The organism is Pantoea sp. X-Soil-YNGN-844 (assembly GCF_059730595.1).
Window position 1 is genome coordinate 1,244,473 of record NZ_AP036007.1, and the last position, 23,490, is coordinate 1,267,962.

The 23,490-nt window shown below is 54.7% G+C and carries 19 protein-coding genes; 11 read left to right on the plus strand and 8 right to left on the minus strand.

Features of this window, described 5'->3' with window-relative positions; genetic code table 11:
- Positions 1 to 49: 49 nt before the first annotated feature.
- Together chiP and dld are read right to left on the minus strand one after the other, a co-directional pair.
- Positions 50 to 1,447: a chitoporin ChiP gene (gene chiP, locus AC6I8C_RS05690; RefSeq protein WP_497821859.1), complete on the minus strand. Its 1,398-nt coding sequence runs from the start codon at positions 1,445 to 1,447 to the stop codon at positions 50 to 52.
- 282 nt (positions 1,448 to 1,729) lie between these two features.
- Positions 1,730 to 3,433, minus strand: a complete 1,704-nt coding sequence (gene dld / locus AC6I8C_RS05695; protein ID WP_497821860.1) for a D-lactate dehydrogenase — start codon at positions 3,431 to 3,433, stop codon at positions 1,730 to 1,732.
- Between the two features lie 155 nt (positions 3,434 to 3,588).
- Here dld and bglX point away from each other — a divergent pair, with 155 nt between their 5' ends.
- The gene (gene bglX, locus AC6I8C_RS05700; protein WP_497821861.1) at positions 3,589 to 5,886 is read left to right on the plus strand and encodes a beta-glucosidase BglX; all 2,298 of its coding nucleotides are present in this window, start codon (positions 3,589 to 3,591) and stop codon (positions 5,884 to 5,886) included.
- A gap of 96 nt (positions 5,887 to 5,982) precedes the next feature.
- On the plus strand, positions 5,983 to 6,855 hold the full coding sequence (locus AC6I8C_RS05705) for an oxygenase MpaB family protein (RefSeq protein ID WP_497821862.1): 873 nt from the start codon (positions 5,983 to 5,985) through the stop codon (positions 6,853 to 6,855).
- Positions 6,856 to 7,018: 163 nt separating this feature from the next.
- Here the strand turns inward: AC6I8C_RS05705 and AC6I8C_RS05710 are convergent, their stop codons facing one another.
- Entirely contained in the window at positions 7,019 to 10,549 is a 3,531-nt protein-coding gene (locus AC6I8C_RS05710) for a hypothetical protein (RefSeq protein WP_497821863.1), read from the minus strand.
- A 528-nt stretch (positions 10,550 to 11,077) separates the two neighbouring features.
- On the opposite strand from AC6I8C_RS05710, the gene AC6I8C_RS05715 reads away from it, so the two are divergent.
- The 3 genes from AC6I8C_RS05715 to idi all read left to right on the plus strand — a co-directional run bounded on the left by AC6I8C_RS05715 (position 11,078) and on the right by idi (position 14,962).
- On the plus strand, positions 11,078 to 12,187 hold the full coding sequence (locus AC6I8C_RS05715) for a suppressor of fused domain protein (RefSeq protein ID WP_497821864.1): 1,110 nt from the start codon (positions 11,078 to 11,080) through the stop codon (positions 12,185 to 12,187).
- A 190-nt stretch (positions 12,188 to 12,377) separates the two neighbouring features.
- Positions 12,378 to 14,273: a methyl-accepting chemotaxis protein gene (locus tag AC6I8C_RS05720; RefSeq protein WP_135909628.1), complete on the plus strand. Its 1,896-nt coding sequence runs from the start codon at positions 12,378 to 12,380 to the stop codon at positions 14,271 to 14,273.
- A 146-nt stretch (positions 14,274 to 14,419) separates the two neighbouring features.
- Positions 14,420 to 14,962 carry an isopentenyl-diphosphate Delta-isomerase gene (gene idi / locus AC6I8C_RS05725; protein WP_497821865.1) on the plus strand — a complete coding sequence of 181 codons (543 nt, stop codon included), beginning with the start codon at positions 14,420 to 14,422 and terminating at the stop codon, positions 14,960 to 14,962.
- Positions 14,963 to 15,136: 174 nt separating this feature from the next.
- Here idi and nadS read toward each other — a convergent pair whose 3' ends face one another.
- Genes nadS through AC6I8C_RS05740 form a run of 3 tightly spaced genes read right to left on the minus strand, consistent with a single transcriptional unit; the run spans position 15,137 to position 17,272 of the window.
- Entirely contained in the window at positions 15,137 to 15,430 is a 294-nt protein-coding gene (gene nadS, locus AC6I8C_RS05730; RefSeq protein ID WP_497821866.1) for a NadS family protein, read from the minus strand.
- Positions 15,430 to 15,741, minus strand: a complete 312-nt coding sequence (locus AC6I8C_RS05735; RefSeq protein ID WP_497821867.1) for a type II toxin-antitoxin system RelE/ParE family toxin — start codon at positions 15,739 to 15,741, stop codon at positions 15,430 to 15,432. The genes nadS and AC6I8C_RS05735 overlap by 1 nt, the downstream gene beginning before the upstream one ends.
- 55 nt (positions 15,742 to 15,796) lie before the next feature.
- Positions 15,797 to 17,272 carry an MFS transporter gene (locus AC6I8C_RS05740; RefSeq protein WP_497821868.1) on the minus strand — a complete coding sequence of 492 codons (1,476 nt, stop codon included), beginning with the start codon at positions 17,270 to 17,272 and terminating at the stop codon, positions 15,797 to 15,799.
- Positions 17,273 to 17,578: 306 nt separating this feature from the next.
- Between AC6I8C_RS05740 and osmF the strand changes: the two genes are divergently transcribed.
- From osmF to AC6I8C_RS05760, 4 genes are read left to right on the plus strand one after another with little or no spacing between them, the layout of a single operon-like run.
- Positions 17,579 to 18,490 (plus strand): glycine betaine ABC transporter substrate-binding protein OsmF, encoded by a 912-nt coding sequence (gene osmF / locus AC6I8C_RS05745; protein WP_107319444.1) that lies wholly within the window; start codon positions 17,579 to 17,581, stop codon positions 18,488 to 18,490.
- Positions 18,491 to 18,493: 3 nt separating this feature from the next.
- A complete protein-coding gene (locus AC6I8C_RS05750; protein ID WP_497821869.1) occupies positions 18,494 to 19,669 on the plus strand; it encodes an ABC transporter permease in 1,176 nt (391 codons plus the stop codon).
- A complete protein-coding gene (locus AC6I8C_RS05755) occupies positions 19,662 to 20,609 on the plus strand; it encodes an ABC transporter ATP-binding protein (RefSeq protein ID WP_497821870.1) in 948 nt (315 codons plus the stop codon). Before AC6I8C_RS05750 ends, AC6I8C_RS05755 begins: the two co-directional genes overlap by 8 nt.
- A complete protein-coding gene (locus tag AC6I8C_RS05760) occupies positions 20,597 to 21,328 on the plus strand; it encodes an ABC transporter permease (RefSeq protein WP_497821871.1) in 732 nt (243 codons plus the stop codon). The genes AC6I8C_RS05755 and AC6I8C_RS05760 overlap by 13 nt, the downstream gene beginning before the upstream one ends.
- Here the strand turns inward: AC6I8C_RS05760 and AC6I8C_RS05765 are convergent.
- The gene (locus AC6I8C_RS05765) at positions 21,309 to 21,416 is read right to left on the minus strand and encodes a YohO family small membrane protein (protein ID WP_013357227.1); all 108 of its coding nucleotides are present in this window, start codon (positions 21,414 to 21,416) and stop codon (positions 21,309 to 21,311) included. The genes AC6I8C_RS05760 and AC6I8C_RS05765 overlap by 20 nt on opposite strands.
- Before the next feature lie 87 nt (positions 21,417 to 21,503).
- The gene (locus AC6I8C_RS05770) at positions 21,504 to 22,238 is read right to left on the minus strand and encodes a MerR family transcriptional regulator (protein ID WP_013357228.1); all 735 of its coding nucleotides are present in this window, start codon (positions 22,236 to 22,238) and stop codon (positions 21,504 to 21,506) included.
- A 149-nt stretch (positions 22,239 to 22,387) separates the two neighbouring features.
- Between AC6I8C_RS05770 and AC6I8C_RS05775 the strand changes: the two genes are divergently transcribed.
- Both AC6I8C_RS05775 and AC6I8C_RS05780 read left to right on the plus strand, forming a co-directional pair.
- Positions 22,388 to 22,951, plus strand: a complete 564-nt coding sequence (locus tag AC6I8C_RS05775) for a helix-turn-helix domain-containing protein (RefSeq protein WP_497821872.1) — start codon at positions 22,388 to 22,390, stop codon at positions 22,949 to 22,951.
- Entirely contained in the window at positions 22,948 to 23,466 is a 519-nt protein-coding gene (locus AC6I8C_RS05780; protein WP_497821873.1) for a GNAT family N-acetyltransferase, read from the plus strand. Before AC6I8C_RS05775 ends, AC6I8C_RS05780 begins: the two co-directional genes overlap by 4 nt.
- Positions 23,467 to 23,490 lie beyond the last annotated feature (24 nt).

Here is a 23,490-nt window from a genome sequence, read left to right on the forward strand (position 1 = left end):
TTGATTTTCATCCTTGCTGGTGAAGAGATATCCGGAAGTTCGAAGGGCATCAGAACAGCGTAAACGGCACGATAACCATAAATTTGATGTCTTTCTCGTCCTGGAAAATGTTGCCGTAACCGCCGCTGTAACTGGGCAGATCGCTGTGATTGTCGTAGCGGGTGTAGTGCAATTTAAACAGAGTATCTTTGGCGCGGCCCTGCTGGATTTGATAGATCAGATCGAGGTTCCAGGCGGACTCTTTCAGCCGCTGACTCTGGTCAACGGTGGGCAGGGTGGCGGGTCTGGCATCCCAGCCCCAGACGTACGATGCGCCCACTTTCCATCCCGCCAGCTGCCACGGTGTTAAGTCGAGCATCGCACCGGCAAAGATCGCTTTTTCGCCATTGGCGTTCCAGTCGGAACGGGCATCCCACCAGATATCCAGTCGGCCATTGGAGCTGGCATAGCCCGGCGTCATGCGCTGCAGGAAGAAGCCCTGATTGCCCTCTGCTTTGACCCAGCTGCCTTCAAGGCGCAGATCTACCGGGCCGACGTTGTAACCGATCGTGATTGCCTGTAGCCAGGCGAGGCCGTCATAGACATCGCGGGGATTAGCCGCACCGCCCTGCACGTTGTCGTGTGCACCGTAAAACTGATAGCTGGTGGAGAGTGCATTACCGTAAGGCGTGGCCGACCAGGAGGCTTTGGCAAAATATTGATCCATATAATCCGCCGCCTGACCGAATGCGCCCTCAAGGACCAGATTATTTTTGAAGTCATATTTCATGCCGAATGAGTGCAGGTAGCTGATATGCGTTTTGCCATCAGCCTGCCGAAAATCATATAAATCACGATACCAGGGTGCCTTATATTTATCACTCCACATCCACGAGAATGATAATGCGCCGGCTTCCTGAAAATCATATAGCGCACCCACTTCGACACCGCGATAGGTGCCGGGTAAGAAACTCCAGTGCGGTGCAATCAGCGTCTGGCCGGTGGGCTGAATATATCCGGCGCGTAACCAGTAATCGTTATATTTAAACTTCAGCGCGGCTTTATAAACTGATGCGCCGCCGCTGTCGCCATTCCATTTTTCATCCCAGCGGGTACGTGCCTTACTGAAGCCAATTTCGTTGGGGGCAGCGGGGCCACTGTTGGCAAGTTCGGCAGCACCAAAAACAGCGAGGTCCAGACCGATCCACTCCCCGGCGAAGCCTGACTGGAAGTCGAGATTACTGTTGAGCGAGGCGTGATGTAAATTATCCCGATACTGCCCCTGATAGTCACTGGCGGGATCGGTGTCTCTGCGATCCCGCTGACGCTGCCAGTAAAATACATTGCCTTTTAGCGATGCGTCATCAATAAATCCGGCCGCATAAGCGGGTGATGAATTTATTGCTGACAGGGCTATTATCACAGTGGCTATTACTGTTAACGCTAACGCGAAATTATTTTTCCGCATGGTCATTCCTCCCTGAATGAAATAAAGGCAATTACACGGCTTTTTGTTTTAATGGCGACAATCTATTTTTCGCGACGCGAATTATCAATTAGCAGGATGATGATTTGTGAGGTGTTGCGCAGAACCTAATGAGAGAAAATAAAGAAGGTGCAATCTGGGAAGAGGAATTAATTTTTTGATGACGTGGTTAGTAATAAAAATGGGCCGCAATGGGGAGTGAGCGGGTCAAAAAGAAGTGTGACGATCAGCCTGCTCAGACAGGCAGGCTGACCGATAACGTGATTAAACCTGCTTCACCGCCCAGCCTTTTTGCTTGCTGGTTTTGCCAATGCCAGGATTGAAGCTATTGGTCGGATCGAGCTGGCGATAGAACGCCGCCAGCTGCGGTTTCGCCTGATAGAGATGACCGACGTTATGCTCAGCAGGATATTCCGCGCCGCGCGCCTGCAGGATCTCCAGCATCTGCGCTTTCAGCGCGTGCACATCCACTCCTTTTCTGACGATGTAATCCTGATGGAAAACATGACAGAAGAAGTGACCATAGTAGAGGCGATGGCTTAATGATGCGCGGATCGCATCGGGCAGGGTTTCGAACCAGTCCGCATCGTTGCGACGCAGGGCGATGTCCAGCGCCAGAATATCCTCGACCTCATCTGCATGGACTGCGTGGTAGCGCACGGCCGCACCCGCTGCCGCAAAGCGATGCAGAAACGCGTGCGTACCTTCTTTGCCTTCACACTCGAAGAACTCGCCACCGCCTTCACGGAAGTAGTCGCGCAGATAGTTACGCGCTTCTGCCACGCCGTCGCCCGACATCTTGAGCATCAGATGATGTTCATATTTGTCGCGATACTGCTTCATGCGTTTGGGCAGATGCGCCGGGAACAGTTTGCTCAGGCGCTGCAACAGCCGGTCGCTGAAGTGCGGTTTAACGAAGGAGAGCTTGCTCAGCCAGGCGTCAACCCGTCCTTTCAGCGTGAAAAACAGCGGCATCTTGTCGGTGCCCAGCTTGTCGATCATCAGGAAGGTGTCTTTGCCGTAGACTTCCGCAATGTCATAAATGTCGCGGTGCATATATTCGCCCGCCACCGGCAGATGGGTGAAATGCGCCAGGATGTGACGGCGGATATCGTTAAGCACGCCGGGTTCGTTGGTGCCGATGTAAAACACCTGCTGCTGCGGTTCGCTGGCGAAAGTATCGAGTCGCACCGCGAAGACCGCCAGCTTCCCGGCACAGCCGGACGCTTCAAACAGGCGACGCGCATCGGCGTTGTAACGGGCGGGCGTATCGGCATCGACTTCACGGACCCGGTCGGCATATTCATGATCGGAGGCGTGACGGCCATCGTGCTGCACGTCGCCGGGCTGCCAGCGGTCGTCATCCAGCCGTCCCAGAATCTCTTCTGGCGAGGTCCCCAGATCGATACCCAGATGGTTCACCAGCTTCAGTCTTCCCTGTGCATCAATCTGCGCATACAGGGCCATCTCACTGTAGGCCGGGCCGCGCTTAATCAGCGATCCGCCGGAGTTATTACAGATGCCACCCAGCACCGAGGCCCCAATGCATGAGGAGCCGATCACCGAATGGGGTTCACGTCCCAGCGGCTTCAGCGCTTTTTCCAGCTGATAGAGTGTGCTGCCGGGGAATGCCAGCACCTGCTGGCCTTCGTCGATCAGCTGAAGCTTATCCAGTCGCAGAGTACTGACAATCACCAGCGGACGGTCGTAATCATTGCCGTGTGGCGTTGAACCTTCGGTCAGGCCGGTATTCGCCGCCTGCATCAGGATGATGACATCCGCCTTCACCAGCGTTTGCAGTACCCGCCAGAGCTCCAGCAGCGTACCGGGAAACGCCACGGCCAGCGCCTCACCTTCGCCGGAGCGAAAGCCTTTGCGATAGCGGGCAGTCTGTTCAGGTTCTGTCAGCAGATGGGCAGGGCCGACCAGGCGGCGAAGGTCAGAAAGCAGGGCAGAGGTTTGTATCATGAGCAATTCCCTTGTCTTATCAGTGCGTCCTAACTGTAGCACGTCAACTGACCTCAACGCAGTGTGACAGCGGCAGCTACCTGCTATTCTCATCTTGTGGCACACTGCCGCCTGTTTATTCGATATTGCGCAGTTACTTAAGAGAACCCAACCTGATGAAATGGATTTACTCTGTTAGTCTCGCTGTCTCCCTCGCGATGCAACCCGCACTGGCTGAGACAGTGCCAGGTAACCACCCGATGACCGAACAGGCGCGTGATGCCTTCGTTAACCAGCTATTAAAAAAAATGACGCTGGACGAGAAGATTGGTCAGCTGCGTTTAATCAGTGTCGGGCCTGATAATCCGAAAGAAGCCATTCGCGACATGATTCAGAAGAGTCAGGTTGGCGCGATTTTTAACACGGTAACGCGTCAGGATATCCGCGCGATGCAGGATCAGGCGATGCAGCTCAGCCGCCTTAAGATCCCCCTGTTTTTCGCCTTCGACGTGATTCATGGTCAGCGCACTATTTTCCCGATCCCTCTGGCTCTGGCGGCCAGCTGGGATCTGGATGCCGTTAAAGAAGTAGGGCGCGTCTCCGCCTATGAAGCGGCCGACGACGGTCTGAATATGACATGGGCGCCAATGGTCGATGTCAGCCGTGAACCGCGCTGGGGTCGTGGTTCCGAAGGCTTCGGTGAAGATACCTATCTCACCAGCGAAATGGGTCGCAGCATGGTGCAGGCGATGCAGGGCAAAAGTGCCGCCGATCGCTACAGCGTGATGACCAGCGTGAAACACTTCGCGCTCTATGGTGCCGTTGAGGGTGGACGCGATTACAATACCGTGGACATGAGCCCGCAGCGCATGTTCCAGGACTATCTGCCACCGTACAAAGCCTCACTGGATGCAGGCAGCGGCGGCGTGATGGTGGCGCTGAACTCCATCAATGGCGTCCCCGCCACGGCGGACAGCTGGCTGCTGAAAGATCTGCTGCGCGATAAGTGGAAATTCAAAGGCATCACCATCAGCGATCACGGCGCGATTAAAGAGCTGATCAAGCATGGCGTTGCCAGCGATCCGCAGGAAGCGGTGCGTATCGCGCTGAAGTCGGGCGTCGATATGAGCATGAGCGACGAATATTACAGTAAGTATCTGCCGGACCTGGTGAAGAGTGGCAAGGTCAGCATGGCGGAAATTGATGACGCGGCGCGCCATGTGCTTAACGTCAAATATGACATGGGGCTGTTTAATGATCCCTACAGCCATTTAGGTCCGAAAGAAGGCGACCCGCAGGACACCAATGCGGAAAGCCGTCTGCATCGCGCTGAAGCACGCGATGTGGCGCGTAAAAGCATCGTACTGCTGAAAAACCGGCTGGAAACCCTGCCGCTGAAAAAATCGGGCACCATTGCGCTGATTGGTCCGCTGGCAGACAGTCAGCGCGACATCATGGGCAGCTGGTCTGCCGCAGGCGTAGCGAAGCAATCCGTTTCGCTGCTGCAGGGCATGCGCAATGCCACCGAAGGCAAAGCGACGCTGCTTTATGAGAAGGGCGCTAACGTCAGCGACAACAAAGGGATTCAGGACTTCCTGAACCTCTATGAGCAGGCGGTTTCCGTGGATACGCGTTCAGCTGAGCAGATGATCGATGACGCGGTTGCCAAAGCGAAGCAGGCCGATGTGGTGGTTGCCGCCGTGGGCGAAGCGCAGGGGATGGCGCACGAAGCCTCCAGCCGCAGCGACCTGGTGATCCCGCCGAGCCAGCAGAAGCTGCTCGCGGCACTGAAAGCCACCGGTAAGCCGCTGGTGATTGTCCTGATGAACGGACGTCCGCTGTCGATAGTGAATGAAGATCGCATGGCTGATGCGGTACTGGAAACCTGGTTCAGCGGCACCGAGGGCGGCAACGCTATCGCCGATGTGCTGTTCGGCGACTACAATCCGTCGGGCAAACTGCCGGTCTCCTTCCCGCGTTCAGTGGGGCAGATTCCGATCTACTACAACCATCTGCCAACCGGCCGCCCTTACAACTTTGCAAAGCCGAACAAGTACACTTCGCATTACTACGATGCGGTTAACGGCCCGCTCTATCCGTTTGGTTACGGTCTGAGCTACACCCGCTTCACCGTGTCGCCGGTAAAAATGTCTTCACCGACCATGCCGCGCGACGGCAGCGTTGAGGCCAGCGTGACGGTGACCAACAGCGGTAAGCGCGATGGTGCAACGGTAGTGCAGATGTATCTGAACGACCCGGTCGCGTCTGTCAGCCGTCCGGTGCAGGAGCTGCGTGGCTTTAAGCGCATCATGCTGAAAGCAGGTGAGTCGCAAACCGTCACCTTTAAAATTGATGTCGATGCGCTGAAGTTCTGGAACCAGCAGATGCAGCACGTTGCAGAGCCCGGCAAATTCAACGTGATGATTGGACTCGATTCCGTCCGTACTGAGAATGCGCAGTTCAGCTATCAATAACCGTCAGCCTTTTCCCTGAACTCAGGGGAAGGTGATGCGGCGCGTCGGGAGCGTCCTGCTACCGCGCGCCGCATCATATCCACTATCAGAGCCGCCATGATTAATCTGCGTGACCGCATTCAGCAGCAGGTCTTCCGCCTTAACGGCCTGTCGATGAATGAATTTGACCTCTCTCAACCGCCTGGCGATCCCGGCCTGTTTGGCCCGGACAGCGTAATTTGGCGCGTCCACGGTGACTTCACCTCCATGATGTGCGGCGGGATCAGTGCGCTGCTGTTGCAGATGCTGCATCCGGCGGCGCTGGCGGGCGTCTGGGATCACTCCAATTTCCGCGAAGATATGATGGGTCGCCTGCGCCGCACCAGTCAGTTTATCGCCGTCACCACCTACGGTAATTCACAGGATGCGCAGACGCTGATTGACCGGGTGAAACGCATTCATCTGAAAGTCAGCGGCGTTGATAGCGCGGGCAAACCTTATGCCGCCAGCGATCCGCATTTGCTCACCTGGGTGCATGTGGCAGAGACCAGCCGTTTTCTGGCTGCTCATCTGCGCTACAAAAATCCGCAACTCACCCGCGCCGAACAGGATCAGTACTATCAGGAAGCGGCGCTGATTGCCGAAGCGCTGGGCGCGGAGAAGGTGCCGAAAAGCGTCGCCGATGTGGCAGGTTATCTGCAACAGATGCGTCCGGAGCTGCGCTTTGATGAACGCACCGCCGAAGTGACGCGATTGCTGATGAATGCCCCTGCTCCGAGCTGGCAGGCGAAACCGGTAATGAAAATCATGCTGAAGTCGGGATTCGGGCTGATGCCCGCGTGGGCGCAGGCGATGTCCGGCCGTGAAATCGGCCGCTTTGAGCAGGCGATCATTAACCGGAAGATTAATGCGATTGCGTTGGGGTTGAGGTGGTCGATTCAGCGAGGGGCCTGGTATCGGGCGATGGTGAGGATGGGGAGGCTGGGGTGAGGGGCTATGAATGTCCGCTTTGTGCCAGAAGCGGACGCTGCTTATATCATGGTAGGTTAGTTTACGGGGAGCAGGTTAGTGGATAACATAAAACTTGGCTACCAGTGATGTGCACATCATTAATAGCCATTTTCTCAGCATCTAAGTGTTTAGATTAATCATTCTATCTAACATTTAGATCGCTGATGATCCGTTCTGCTTCATGATCATAGCTATCGGCTAAAACTTTTAAGGTAACAGCGAATCTCTGAAAACCGGCGTTTTCTAATTCCTCTGCTTTTGTTCTGAACTGGTCCGCTAATTCTTTTTCAGGTTTACCAGTTGGATCAACCCAATGAGCTCCACGTGAGTTTAAGGTTCCTATCCTGTAGCCTTCGCGCAAACTATCAGCATCACGATCGTTGAGAGCAGTTGCAACCTCTCGATTTATCCACAATCCGTCCGAATCGGAGGGTACAGAAATCAAAACTTCTCCAGCTTTGCTAAGTGCAACGTCCAAGTGGCCTGAATCGGTAGAAATTTCCTTAACTTTCTGAAGCCATTCACTAAAAAATTCCCCGCTGAACTTTCCATTTGGTTGGCTTCCTGGAGGGGTATCCCAGTTGTACAAAAGAGTCCATGCATTTGTTGCGATGGCTTTCAATTCATCTGTTTGTTCACTCGCTTTCTGGTCTTCTTTGTCAGAACGGAAAATAAGTTGGATTATCTCGCAAAAAAATTCTGGGTTACTAGCCATCCTATTTTCAAGGAGCTTGGGCTCAGCGCCTTGACGACCATCGAGCAATGGAAGGTAAGCCCACTCGACCTTTAATAGATCATTCTCATTTACTTTGGGTTCAGTTTGAAGCAGTTGGATAAGAGTTGTTATGTTATAACCATCCATGTTGGAGCTAGATTCGTTAGTTGAAAGGGCAGCAATCAAAGCGCGGACACACTGATCTATGTCGATTGACTGCTTCGCTTGATGCATCCAGTACAGACAGTTGATTGCTGCATGTGGTCTGCCATGTTCAATAAGTTTATCAATGGCGTTAGTAAGATCACCTTCACCTTGGTAAGGATTTGCATCAGTGCGGGTCCAGTATTCATCTTCGGATGCTTGCAGATATTGAGAGACTCGGTTCCATGTTTCCTTATTAAAAGGCAGATAAGCCAAAAATTGGCCTAACTGTCCACGAGTCCAGTCAGACTTATCAAGTTTGTCACACCACTCCCAACCTTGGAGATATAAGCGTTTCCAAATAAAAGCGCTTACTAATGCCTTGTGCTTATTTTCTTTTGTATTCAGGAAATGGGGTAAAAGAATTTTTTCGAACAAATCATTGTCGATAGTGCCGAGTATGCTTCCTATTTGATGGGTTGCACTAACCTGTTCAGCAAACCTCATAACACCTTCCGCACCATCTTGCTGAAGAATTTCTAAAATTGCTGATTCGCGTCTTTTTTCGAGTTTATTCCTGTTTTCTTCCCAATCACCATTTCCCTCGTAAAGATCAAAATCTCGACTTGAAAAAAGGTGCTGATATAAATTGAATGGATTGGTAGGAGCCAATTTTTCGGCAACATTTTCGATTCGGGTTAGCAGATCATCCGGCAAAGCCCAAGAGGCATCAGAGAATCGCCGATGTTTGTTTGAGAATTGATTAAGATGATTCCAGATCAAAACTCGCAGCTCTTCATTAAGCCCGGTAATATTGTCCGAAGAGAGAACCTCAAGAAGGCTTTCGAAAGCAGGAGATGGCAGACTATCAAAATGATCAATCAATATAGTAAGGCGTTCGGTGTCTTCTCCGGCACTTGTGACGGCAAGTTCAGCATAAAAAGATGTCTGCAACCAGTAATCTTGATTAGTCACGACACTTTCCCAATCATCGGGGATGATTCGTCGCCAAGAAGGTTTATGTGACCCACTAGAGCTTTGATGGTGACCAGGTAAAAGTTGGATGAGCAAATTCCAAGCAATTTCAGGCCATTCTTTTAAAATGACTTGGACTGCAACTTGTCGTTTTTCAATAGATGCCAGCGTTTGCGGTAACCACGGTAATAATATAGTGACAAGTGAATTAGATGGCCGATTAGCCCAGTTGCCTCCAGGATCGTGGCTGGCAAGTTCAGCTAGTAGAACACAGACGCGTACTAGATATTGCTCATCCCAAGCTAAACCTTCTAGGGCCCATAGCATTCCAGTCAGATAATTGCCACCAGTGATACCATTGCCTTCTTGAGAAAATAACTCATCAAATGCACAGGGCGTATGACGCATTGCCTTCTCAACTGCATCAAGAAATTTTTCGGGAGCCGCTTCAGCTAGCATTGGTAGCAAACCATTCAGGCTACCCCATAAAACCCAGTTTGCATTAGTTAAAATCGTATGTATTGCGACGTTAACGGATGCTTCAGCGTTACCTTGAGAGCAGTTAACGCAAACCTCTGGTCGGCTTCCGATTATGGCTAAACCTTCTGCTATACCTTGCCTTAGAACGGGTGAAAAATTCAACACCTTACCATGAATACTAGCGGCATAACGCTCCTCAGCAGGTAATTCAAAAATAGGATCTGGCTCCTTGAGAGAGGAAATTGCCAAAGACTTAAACAATTCGAGATTTTGATCAAAAATACGTGATCCCAGAAGACTCCATAGCTCCATTCGATTAGTTACTTTCCAGATACCGTTTTTCAGTGACAAAGGACTGTCTGGGTTATGTAAAACCTCTCGTGCTTTACTTAGCCATTCGTCATAACTTATACCAAGCAATTGGGTTAGTATATTTAAGTCACACTCATTTTTCTCATTCCATCCCCCAATCAAAACTGCAAGGGCTATATAATAGGCATCAGGATGGTTGTTCCAATCAGTTTTAACTGTCTTTTGTGATAATATTAATTCATGAGGGATCTCAGCAACAACCCTTTGTTTGAAAACATCTAAAAGATCCTCTGGTATCTTACTTGAAATGATAGTGCCAGCATCTTTATTCCAAGTTTGTACGATATCAACTATCCGTGACCAAACCCACTGAGGATACTGTTGGTGGAATTGAGCTATATGCGAGTGTAACAAGGAAAGGATGACGCCAGATTCATTACCCAGATCGTACCCTAGTAAATGAAAATGGTTAAGAAAGTCATAAAGCTCATCATTTGTTAAATCGTTACCACTATTTGCCGCCTTCAAATGATACTGGATGACCTGCAGTTTCTCGGTACTTTTAGCCGGGCTGAACACAGCCTGCTGTACGTTTCTCAAAAACTCATCAACTGTTTTTGTGTGTCTAGCTTGGTTCAATAACCATTGTACATTATGTGTATCGGTCGAACTGAGTGGGCCGGTGATCAGCGCAATAATATCCTTTTTCTTAGTAAACACGTCAGGATTATTAAAATCATTCCATGCAGCCTGTATCACTTCCCCGAATGTCGCATTACCCTGTGTAAATGAAATAGAATGTTTGATTTGCCCTAAAAGCTTCCGTTTTTCATTGCTGTTGGCATTTTCTACAACAACTATCAAGTCGTCGGTATCAAAACCATCAATTTTTCCTTGGAGTTTGATATCCACTATTGGCCAGCAAGGAAGGCAAGGTGCATTGCCGCCTGTTAGCATCAGGGCAACAAAAGACGCTTGGACATGCGCTTCAAAATGAACACCGCCACCGCCCGTAGAAAAAGGATTGCTCAGTTTTTTTTTTGTCATTAATAATCACATCCAAATTTTGATTTAGAATAAATTAAAAAGAAGTGCACTCATTCTTAAGAACCTGTTTTAGCTGTATCTTTTAAAGACACGGTTATGTTCTGCGTTTGTATAGATTGGCTAGTAATGGTAAGCAATGACTCTCGCTCAAATGATTAGTAAGGTTATATCCAGTATTTTATGTTGACGCAAGATGGTCCCCGTGAATGCCAAAACTTTGTAGGTCTAAGTCACCTAGTACCCTACGAGTGTACAAATTTACATCAGCTTCATGATTCTAACCTTAAGGAGAGTGATGCCTTGCAACCCCACTGACCTGCTCCCTGCACATTCGCACAGAACGTCGTTAACAATGTCCGCTTTTCGCTCATAGCGGCCTTTAAGTCCAACAATGGTCACACTTACAAAGCTCATCACCTCACCAGCCCCCCACACTTTGAGACTATTACCCTTGTCTCAGCGTGCGGCAGCCAGGATCCTGCTCTACTCTCGGGGAAAATGGATTCCTCCAGGCTTTGTCGAGGCACTATGACGTACAAATCCCTGATTGCTGAAGTCCACAATCAGCAGCGCACCCTGACCGCCATTGTCGAACAGGATGAGCGCACCGCCTATTTTTACATCTGGCCCACCGACCTGTTCCGCAGTCAGTATGCGGTGCGCGGCTGCTGGCTGCGAAACCTGCTGCCCGCACCGGCACAGGAAGATCGTGAGGCGATGGAGCAGGGCATCGCGCCACTTCTCAGCGCCGAGTATTGCCGTAATCTGGAAGCTGAGCCCGCGCTGGACCCGGCGGGTCTGCAGGTCCTGTGGGAGCCTTCTGATGATGGCGCGGCGCTGTGGTATTACGGCCAGCTGCTGGCGGTGATCCCCGGCTGGAGCCTCTATCAGGAGAAGCAGGTGAGCTTCTCTGCAGGCTGCATCAAAAAGAACCGGCTGACGGCCCCGCTGGGGTCGGCATCGACCAACGACTACTACGCCCGTGCGGAGCATCAGCGTCAGTTCTGGCGCGAATGGCACGACGGCAGCGAGTGGGACAGGGTCCAGCAGGATCTTATGGCCTGCTATCAGGCGCGTTTTGGCGAGTCAGTGAAATATTACGCAATCGATCAGGGCAGCTGGCCGCCGATGGCGATCTCGCAGCACTGGCATCAGGGCGTGTGGGTTTTCCTGACGCTCGGCATGAGCATCCGGCCCATGCCGCAGGTCGATTACCTGTTTGATGAGCTGGCACCGCAGTATCGCCGTATCGAACTGGGCATGGCGGTCGACGGTGAAATCATGACCGAAGGCAACGCGGTGCAGATGGCGAGCGCGCTGGCGGAGTTCGTGCATCTGCCGTGGGCGCGGCTCACCTGGCTCGGAGAGGGCCACACGCTGGCGTCGGAAGTGGCACCGGTCGGCTTTGAAAGCTTCCTGCTGGCGAATGAACTGGCAACAGAACAGGCGCAGTTCAAGCTGCCCAAGCGCGATGGCGATCGACCTACTTTGCTCTGGACCACGCCTGTCACCGAAGCGGAGCGTCAGTTCGCGCAGGCCGATGAACATGGCGGCCAGAAGTTACGGGAGTTGTTAACAGCGGAGGGCAACGATCATGTCTTCCGTCCGCGCCAGCAGGTGATCAACCCCGAAGAATAGGCCAGTCATGACGCGCCTGCTCAGGCAATCCCCGGCAACCGCCGGGGACGTGATAGTACCGTCGTGAAATTAAATTTTTACAAAAATCAAACATTTCTCTAATATGTGATCCCGCTCATCTCAAGTTCCCGTTAAGCGAGCCGTTAACCCGATCAGGCAATCGCGCCGCACCAGGTTCAGGGGAACAAAGATGTTTAAAACAACACAATCCCGCTTCACCGCAACAATGATCGCGTTCTTTGTTGCGCTTTTACTCGTTACAGTTTGGGTCATCAATCAGTTTGTCGCGCCACAGCTGGTCGACAGCGAAAGCCGTCTGGTTCGCTATCAGGTCGATTCACTCGCGTCTGGTATCGTTGAACAGATGAACCGCGTGCAGGCACAGCAGCGTGCGATTACCGAAGCTGCCTCTGTCATGGACAGCGCTACTATCGACACCCTGTTACCGACGCTGGTAAACCAGTATCAGGACAGCAACGTGTTTGGTGGCGGTATCTGGCCACTGCCAAACCGTCGCGATCCGGCCAAAGAGAAAGACAGCAGCTTCTTTGCCCGCAATGCCAGCAATGAACTGCAGGTCAACACCTACTGGAACTCCGACGCCGCCGATAAATACTGGGAGCAACCCTGGTACAAAGATGGTCTGGCTGCCGCGAAAGGGCAGTGCGCCTGGGCAAAAGCCTATCAGGATGCCGCTAGCCCGCAGCCGCGTACCAACTGCGCCATGGCTATCTACCGCAACGGCTCAGCCTGGGGTGTTGCCACCATCGACGTAACGCTGGGGTTCTTTAACCAGCTGGCGAAGCAGATGGGTGAGACTATTCACGGCAACGTGCTGATCGTCGAAGCCGACGGCAAAGTCGTGGGCAATGGCGCGCTGGTGAATGCCGCGCCGAAGCTGGAGAACCTGGCTGACGTGCAGATGCCGATGGCCGCGCCGCTGAAAACGTTGCTGAACGGTGTTGGCAATCAGCCGCTGGAAACCACCTATGACAGTAGCGAAGGCGAGCAGACCCTGTTCGTGCAGGCCATTCCTGGCAGCCCGTGGTATCTCGCCAGCAGCCTGCCAACCAGCCTGCTGAAAGCACAGTCGCACAACATGCTGACCCGCCTGGGTCTGGTGCAGATCCCACTGGCGGTCATTCTGCTGCTGGTGTCGCTGGGCTTTGTCCGCGCCATGATGAAACGTCTTAACGTGCTGAACAGCAACATCGAAGCGCTGTCGACCGGTGGCGCCGATCTGACGCAGCGTCTGCCAGCCAGCAACAGCCCGGAGTTTAACGCCGTCGCGCAGAGCTTTAACCAGTTCATCAGCTATCTGCAGGGACTGTTGCAGCAGGTGGGCGACAGCGCACTGGCGATTACCGCTGCATCGCGCGAAATTGCTAGCGGCAACGCCAATCTCTCCTCCCGTACCGAAGATCAGGCCAGCTCGATTGTTGAAACGGCCGCGTCGATGGAGCAGCTGACCGGCACCGTGCGTCAGAACGCCGACAACGCGACTCACGCTAACCAGCTGGCGGGCGATGCCTCGCAGGTGGCCGCGCGTGGCACCGAAGTAGTTCGTCAGGTGGTCACCACGATGGGTGAGATTCATCACTCGTCGCGTAAAGTGGTCGACATCATCAGCGTCATCGACAGCATCGCCTTCCAGACCAATATCCTGGCACTCAACGCCGCGGTAGAAGCTGCCCGGGCCGGTGAACAGGGCCGCGGTTTTGCGGTAGTTGCATCGGAAGTACGTAACCTGGCGCAGCGTTCAGCTAACTCGGCGCGTGAGATAAAAAAGTTAATCGAAGAGTCCGTGGCAAACATCGATACCGGCAGCGCGCTGGTTGAGCAGGCAGGTCAGACCATGGATGAGCTGATGAAGGGGGTAAGCAGCGTAACGACCCTGATGAGCGAAATCATGTCAGCCAGCCGCGAGCAGAGCCTGGGTATCGAACAGGTTAACGTGGCGATTACCCAGCTTGATGGCACTACCCAGCAGAACGCCGTGCTGGTTGAGCAGGTTTCCGCTGCCGCGCAGGCGATGGAGTCGCAGAGCACCCAGCTTGAGCAGGTGGTTCAGAGCTTCAGACTGTAATTCCTCTCCAGGCCAGCGTCGCTGGCCTGATTTTCTCTCTGCTTCATCTGCTTATCTCCGCCCGAGACGCGCAAAAATTCCGCGATGTTCCCCCCAGACTGCTTATTCTGTGCCAGAATAGTTGGGAATAATCTCAAGGAAACGCCATGTCTGCTATTGAAGTTATCCTCGTTGACCACCTCGATCGTCCCACCGGCAAAATGGAAAAGCTGGAAGTGCATGAAAAAGGATTACTGCACCGCGCGGTGACGGTCTACGTCTTCAATTCCCGGCAGGAGCTGTTACTACAGCGGCGTGCCAGCGATAAATATCACTGTGGTGGCTTGTGGAGTAATACCTGCTGTGGCCATCCCTATCCGCATGAATCGACCCGCGACGCCGCCGAGCGCCGTCTGCGTGAAGAGATGGGGATGATCGTGACGCTGACGCCGGTATTTGAGCTGAGCTATAACCTGAAGCTCAGCAACGGCCTGACCGAGCATGAATATGGTCACGTCTTCTTTGCCGTCTGCGACACTCTGCCGCAGCTGAATCCGCAGGAAGCTGATGCCTTCGATTATCGTCCGATGACGCTGATTGAGCAGCAGATGCAGCAGCAGCCACAGCAGTTCACGCCGTGGTTTTTGCATACCTTCCCGCGTATCCCGGACTATCTGGAGCAGTTTCCTTTCCCGGCCGTAACGGCATAAAAAAACCGCACCGAGGTGCGATTTAGTTGTGGGTGAGAGAAGTCAGGACTTAATGAGTCAATGGGTTATTAGCGATGCCAGGATTTGGTCTTATTGCGGGTCCTGCGGTTGATTCATGTTCTGTCAGCCTTTCTGCTTTACTTGCAGACCGGCACACGCCGGTTTCTTCATTGTCTATTTATCCGCCAGAGCCGGGATGACGTGCTTCGGATCGCGCTCTATGGCCCTTAGTAATGCTTTCGCCGGGCCGGTTGGCTCACGCCGTCCCTGTTCCCAGTTCTTCAGCGTGTCCACATTTACAGATATCAGCTTAGCGAACCCGCTTTGTGAAAGACCTGTGGCGTTTCTGATCGCTTTGACTTTAACCGCAGTGACCGTTGTCTCGCGGGGAGGCTCTCGGGAGCCTTCGACAATTTCATTCATCTGCGTCATGCTTTCTTTCAAACGATCAAACAGTTTCTTGTCCATTACCAGCCCTCATTCAACGCCTTTAACAGATGTTTTTCATCCTCGGATAAATCATCCTGGACGCCTTTTTTATAGATCAGCAACAGCCTGATTTGTGAGTCAGAGACTTTATAATAGTAAATCACCCTAACGCCGCCACGCTTACCTTTACCTTTGGCAGCCCAGCGGACTTTACGCAGACCGCCCTTATTCTGGATAACATCATCCCAGTAGGGATTGTCGGCCATGAATTGCTGAAACTCGCGATATTCATCATCGCTGAGTATTTCCTTTACATCTTCCGTGAAAACTGGAGTTTCAATAAATAACATAGCTATACGTCAATGGCGTAGGCTATGGGTCATCTTATCATTCGAAGGGGGTAAGTCAATGACGTACAATGAAATCCTCTGCATCCACATCATAGCCCGATGGTTCCCAGCGGATCGCCAGCAGCGCCAGCAGTCCGGCCAGCGGGGCCAGGAAGATCACCCAGAAGACGCCGGTGCCCAGCGCGGCAACCAGCACCGGGAACAGAAACAGCGAAACGGTCGAACTGCCGCGCATCAGCGTCTGGTTGAAGCCGACGCCCACGCCGCGTAGCGAAGTGGGGTAGCTCAGCGACGCAAAGGTCATGGTGTGCGAACCCGGCCCGAAGCCCTGACCAAACAGGAACAGCGCCAGCATGCCGATCGCCAGCGCGGCTTCCTGACCGCCTTCCGGACGACCAATCAGCGCCAGCCCGAGCAGCGCCACGCACTGACAGCCATAACCCGCCACCGACATCTTCCACGCACCCAGACGCGGCACCAGTCGCACCGCCAGAATCCCGCCGACAAAGGCGAACAGCAGATTCAGGGCCAGCGACACCAGAATGGTGGTGAGCATCGACTGGGCAAAGAAGCTGGAGATAATCACCGGCAGACCAAACGCCACCGCGTTATAGGCAAACGACGAGGCGATAGAGGTGATGGTCGCCAGCAGCGTGCGGCGGCGATAAACGCCCTGCAGCAGCGCGCCATAGTTGCGCCAGCTTGCCTTGTGCACCGGCGTGGCAGCGGTCAGCCCGGCGTCGGGTGCCACCTGCGCGTTAATGTTCCAGGCACTGCGTAAAATCGCGGCGGCCCCTTTCAGATCGCCCTGATTAGCCGCCCATACCGGCGATTCACTCATATAACGGCTGCGGATGGCGATGATAACAATCGCCGGAACGGCCCCAAAACCGAGGATCAGCCGCCAGAGCCAGTCGGTGTGGCTTTCAGGCAGCACCGCATAAAGCAGCAGCACCAGCAGATAGGAGATACTGATTGCCGCGTACCAGGTCGGACACCACATCGCGACGCTGGCGGCTTTATTCCCCTTGCCACGCAGCCTTGAAAACTCCGCCAGAAACGCCATCGCCACCGGCAGATCGATCCCGACGCCCAGTCCCATCACAAAGCGCGCGCCAGCCAGCACATACTCATTTGGGGCTAACGCACAGGCGATAGCGGCTACAACGAAAAAGAACATATCGGCCATAAAGACCCGATAACGGCCAATTTTGTCGGTGAGATAGCCACCAATCAGCGCGCCGATGATTGCGCCGAAGGTGATGGCTGAGGCGACCATGCCGGTGCCGGTCGGAGTGAGACTAAACTCGCGCGTGATGTCTTTAATGCCAAACGCCAGCGCACCCAGGTCGTAGGCGTCAAGGAACACGCCGCCCAGCGCAATCGCCACCACAATACGGGCATTGTTACGGACGCTGTCGCCACTGTTCACTAAACGGGAAACATCAGCTGCGCTGCGAATCCATTGTGTTTCGCCACCGGGCGAACTCCCTGTTGTTGCCACATGGGCGGAAGAGGTCAGGTCGGACATGATGTTGTACGTCTTTTATTATAAAAACAGATTTTCGAGAATAGCCGTTTAGACGCCCAGACGTAAATTCATTTCGGTTATAGATAATAATTTTTTTATCCCAAATCGTTATCAATTTGCGATAAAGTCAGCTGCATTGCCGCCGCGCCAGGCTACGCTTTTAAGGCAGATTATTTCCGCTGCACGCCTTGTCAGTCACCCTCTTAGCGGCAGGCGAGCAGCCTCAACGCTAAGGCGTCCCATGCCTTGCGAGTCATCACGCGAAAACATCATGCAAAAACAACAAACTGCGATAAGGAAAAGACCATGGTCAGAATTCGGGGTTGGGTGGGAGTCAGCGCGTTGCTGCTCAGTATGGGGATGGCACAGGCAGCGGATCCGGTGCGGGTCGGCTCCAAAATTGATACTGAAGGATCACTGCTGGGCAACGTAATTCTTCAGGTGCTGGAAAAGCACGGCGTAAAAACCGTCAATAAAATCCAGCTCGGCACAACGCAGGTGGTACGCGGTGCCATCACGGCGGGCGAGCTTGATATCTACCCCGAATATACCGGCAACGGCGCGTTTTTCTTCAATGATGAAAAAGACAGCGCCTGGAAGAATGCCGCCGCTGGCTACGAAAAGGTGAAGAAGCTGGATGCGGAGAAAAACCATCTGGTGTGGCTGACACCGGCTCCGGCCAACAACACCTGGACCATTGCCGTGCGTAAAGATCTGGCGGAGAAGAACCAGCTCACCTCGCTGGCCGATCTCAGCGCCTTTCTGAAAAAGGGCGGCACCTTCAAGCTGGCCGCCTCAGCCGAATTTATCGAACGCAGCGATGCTTTACCGGCCTTTGAAAAAGCCTATGGCTTTGACCTCAAACAGGATCAGCTGCTGTCGCTGGCGGGCGGCGATACTGCTGTGACCATCAGCGCGGCAGCGCAGCAGACTTCCGGTGTGAATGCGGCAATGGCTTACGGCACTGACGGTCCGGTGGCGGCACTGGGTCTGCAGACGCTCAGCGATCCCAAAGGCGTTCAGCCGATTTACGCGCCGACGCCGGTGATCCGCGAATCAGTACTTAAAGCCTATCCGCAGATTGCCGACTGGCTGAAGCCAGTCTTTAGCGCGCTTGATGAAAAAACGCTGCAACAGCTCAACGCCAAAATTGCGGTCGACGGCCAGGACGCCAGCAGTGTAGCGACCGAGTGGCTGCAGCAGAAAAAGCTGCTGTAACCGATGCAGATATCGCGGGACGCGATACGCCGTCCGGCTCAGCAGCCGGTGGCTTTGCTGCTGCTGACGCTGCTGAGCCTGGCGCTGGTGACCTTGCCGTTTCTTAACTTCGCCCCGAATCGTCTGGTGGCGGGTGAACCTCTCATGGGTTGGCAGATAAACCGCTTCGGGCTGTTGCTGCTGCCGCTGGTGACGCTGTGGCTGATGATGTGGCGTCAGCCCGGGCGCGTCACGCTGATGGTGGCGCTGCTGGCGGCGGAGCTGATGCTGGCGGCGCTCATCTGGCTCAGCGGTCATCAGGCGACGTTGCTGAGTCAGCAGGGCAGCCGTCTGGCGCGCACCAGCTTTGCCAGCGGCCTGTGGTGCAGCGGTGCGCTGATCCTGCTGCTGATCACCGATCAGGTGCGGCAGCTGACCCCGCATCGGCTGGCACAGCTGCTGCTTAATTTGCAGGTCTGGCTCCTGCCACTGTTGCTGCTGTTCAGTGGCCAGCTTGCCGATCTCTCCCTGCTGAAAGAGTATGCCAACCGCCACGCGGTGTTTGATGCGGCGCTGAGCCGTCATCTCACGCTACTGGCCGGTACCGTCTTACCTGCGTTGATGATTGCGCTGCCGCTGGGCGTCATGCTGTTCCGGCGGCCCGGCTGGCAGGGAAGCGTGTTTGGTGTACTGAATGTGATTCAGACGGTGCCGTCGGTGGCGCTGTTTGGTCTGCTGATTGCGCCGCTGGCCGGTCTGACTCAGCATTTTCCGTGGCTCGGTGACTGGGGTATCAGCGGCATTGGTATGGCTCCGGCGCTGATCGCCTTGGTGCTTTATGCACTGTTGCCGCTGGTGCGCAGCGTGGTGGTGGGCCTGCAACAGGTGCCGCATGAGGTGCGCGAAAGTGCGCGTGGCACGGGCATGAGCGGCTGGCAGCAGTTTATCGCGGTGGATGTGCCGCTGGCGCTGCCGGTCTGGCTCGCGGGCCTGCGTGTCGTCGTGGTGCAGACGCTGGGTATGGCGGTGGTGGCGGCGCTGATTGGCGCGGGCGGTTTTGGCGCGATTATTTTTCAGGGGCTGTTAAGCAGTGCGCTGGATTTGGTGTTGCTGGGCGTCATCCCGGTGATTGCGCTGGCGGTCGTCATTGATGCGCTGTTCCGCCTGCTGATCTCACTGCTGGAGAGAAAAGATGATTGAGTTTGACGGCGTTTCCCGCGCCTTTAACGGCAAAGCGGCGGTAAAAGATCTGTCGCTGCAGGTGGCAAAGGGGGAGTTCTGCGTACTGCTCGGCACCTCCGGCTCCGGCAAATCGACCACGCTGAAAATGATCAACCGGCTGGTGGAGTTCGACAGCGGTGACATCCGCTTTGCCGGTGAGTCGGTTCGCCAGCTCGATGCCCGCACGTTACGCCGACGCATGGGCTATGCCATTCAGTCGATTGGCCTGTTTCCGCACTGGACGGTGCGGAAGAATATCGCCACGGTGCCGGTCCTGCTGGGCTGGTCCAGAGCGCAGATCGATGAGCGCATCGCGGCGCTGCTGGCGCTGCTGAACCTTGACGCGCAGCTGCTGAATCGCTATCCGCATCAGCTCTCCGGCGGGCAGCAGCAGCGGGTAGGTGTGGCGCGGGCGCTGGCGGCTGACCCGGAAGTGCTGCTGATGGATGAGCCGTTCGGCGCACTCGATCCGGTGACGCGCGGCGTGCTGCAACAGGAGATGCTGCGTATTCATCGGCTGTCGGGCCGCACTATCGTGCTGGTGACGCATGACATCGACGAAGCGCTGACGCTGGCGGACCGCATTGTGCTGATGGACAACGGTGAAATTGTCCAGCAGGGCAGACCGGCAGAGCTGCTGACTCAGCCGAAAAATAACTTCGTGCGCGACTTCTTTGGCCGCAGCGAGATGGGCGTCCGGCTGCTGTCGCTGGAACAGGTCGGTAATGCCGTCCGGCGCGGCGAGTGGCTGGCGGGCGAACCGATCGCTGCGGCGCTGACGCTACGGGACGCGCTGTCGCAATTTATCGCCCGGCGCACCGATAAACTGCCGGTTGTGGACGATCGGCAGCAGCCGCTGGGCGTGCTCCACTTTGGTGACCTGCTGCAACTGCGCGAGGGCTTAACATGCGCAGGCTAAGGGATCCACTGCTGTGGCTGGTGCTGTTCTACGGCGCGCTGCTGACCCTGATGCCTTACAGCGGGCCGCTGTTTCACCGCTGGTTTCCCGAACTGGCGCGGCCACTCTATCAGCAGGAGAGCTTCTGGCAGCTGACGCTGGCGCATCTGTTTCTGGTGGTCACCGCCAGCCTGCTGGCCATTGTTATCGGCATTGGCAGCGGTGTGCTGGTGACCCGACGAGCGGGGCGCCCTTTCCGGCCGCTGATGGAAACTATCGTGGCGGCGGGGCAGACGATTCCGCCGGTGGCGGTATTGGCGATTGCGGTGCCGGTAATGGGCTTTGGCGCGTGGCCGGCGGTGGTGGCGCTGCTGCTGTACGGATTACTGCCGATTTTACAGGGTACGCTGGCGGGCATTGATAGCGTACCCGCCAGCAGCCGGGAGATTGCCATCGGGGTCGGCATGAGTAGCTGGCAGCGGCTGTGGCAGATTGAACTGGCACTGGCTGCACCGGTGATCATCGCCGGGATACGCACGTCTGTAATTATTAACATCGGCACCGCGGCTATCGCCTCGACGGTGGGCGCGAAAAGTCTGGGATCGCCGGTGATTATCGGCCTGAGCGGGTTTAATACAGCTTATGTAATTCAGGGAGCACTACTGGTGGCGCTGCTGGCAATAGTGAGCGATCGCCTGTTCGAACGCCTGCAGCGCTGGCTTAGCGTGAGTGAACGATAAGAGAGTATCCCACCAGCATCAGACCGCTGGTGCCGCCGAGAGCCATAATGAAAAACAGCGTGGCGAAAAAGGCTTTTTTGACATTCATGAGTGAAACCTGAGCGTGTTAACAGTGAGGCGGGGATAATAGCGCGCGCAAGGCAGGAGGCAAAGTGCCCGGCGTGCGTTTTTGTTATCAGGCCGGTTCATGTAACCGCACGCCATAGCCCTGTTCCTGCCAGTGTGACAGCTGCTCCTGCTGACGACGTGTCAGTTTTTTACCGGTAAAGACAAACATATTCATGCCGGGAAAGAGTTCAGGACGGGGAACATCCAGCGGTTCTGCCAGTACATCAATCCGCCAGCCATGCTGCGACAGACGCCAGCCTTCCAGCCAGATACGGGTCCGATCGTCGATGCCCCAGCCAATAATCAGCGCATCTTTACCCGATTTTTTGCGACTGGCGGTCAGGCAGAATGCAACATAGTCGATCAGCAGACCATCAAGCAGACTGCACATGGTGCGGGCCGTGTTCTGATCCAGACTCAGCTTCTGGCGCACCGGCATGAAAACGTGATCAATCAGCGCATCAATCGGATGTTCGCGACCAATCGCGGCAATTTTATTACGAAGTTTAGCTGGTCTGACGTGGCGCAGTACGCTAATCAGCTCATCCTGTAGTGTGGTCCAGCCATCGTGTGCATCAACATCGCCACCTTCCAGCAGTGCCTTCACTTTACCGACCGGCACGCCACTTTCAATCCAGCGCATAATCTCTTCGATGCGCTGCACATCCTCTTCGTCAAACTGACGATGTCCGCCTTCGGTACGTTGCGGCTTCAGTAAGCCATAACGACGCTGCCAGGCGCGCAGGGTGACTGGGTTTATGCCACAGCGCTCGGCGACGTCACCGATACTGTATAAGGTCATAAATTCCTCTTTCGATTGGTCTGAGTGCGATTACCATAACGAAGCAAATTAAGTTGTACAATACATTTCTCAATGTACAACTTGACTGATACGGCTTTTCCAGGCTATATCTCAGATAAGAGAACTATTCCCAAAAATGAGAAAACACCATGCCGGAGCTGAATACGGAGCAACGACTGGCGGTGCGGCTGGCGGAATTACGCCTGCAACGCGGCTGGTCTCTTGATGAACTGTCTGTCGCTACCGGCATCAGCCGCGCGACATTATCGCGCATTGAGCGAAGCGAGACCAGTCCCACGGCTGCACTGCTTAATCGTTTGTGTGTCGCCTACGGCTTAACAATGTCGCGCCTGCTCAGCGAAGTGGAAGAAGAGTCCAGGCTGCTGGTCAGAAATGAGCAACAGCCAGTGTGGCAGGATGACGCCAGCGGCTTTATTCGCCGGAATATTTCACCACCTGCCCTTCATTTTAGATGCGAACTCGTAGAGGGCAAGTTACGGCCGGGTGCGCGTATCGATTATGACGCGCCGCCCATCCAGGGGCTTGAACAGCATATCTGGCTGCGCGAGGGTGGTCTCACCGTCACGATGGGGTCTCAGGCGTGGACGCTACAGCCCGGCGACTGCCTGCGGTTTCATCTGATCGGAAAATCGGCTTTTGAGGCGCACCTGACCGACGGCGCGCGTTACGTACTGGTGGTGGCAAAACCATGACGGATTATACAATTCTCAGCGCGACCCAGGCGCAACAGCATCTTGGCGAACTGACAGACGTTTTGCAGGGCTGCGTGGCAGACGGTGCCAGCGTCGGCTTTATTGATGCCGAAGACGATGAGGTGATGACGCGCTTCTGGCAGCAGCGGATCGCCAGCATCACCAGCGGTGACAGCGAATTACTGGTTGCGTGTCAGCATGGTCGCATCGTAGCGACGGTCATTATCAGCCGCAGCGCCATGCCTAATGGCCGCCACCGCGCAGAGATTAGCAAGCTGCTGGTGCATCCGCAGGCGCGTCGTCAGGGTATCGCCCGTGACCTGATGCAGCGTGCCGAGCATCGGGCACGCGCGCAGGGCAAAACCCTGCTGGTGCTGGATACGCGCAGCGGCGATGTCGCGAGCGACCTCTACCGTTCTCTGGGCTGGCAGGTGGCGGGGTCCATTCCCTGTTATGCCGAGTCCACCGCAGGCGTGCTGGATGCCACTACCTATATGTATAAAGTGCTGGCGTAAAACACCGCCGTCGGACAATCGCTG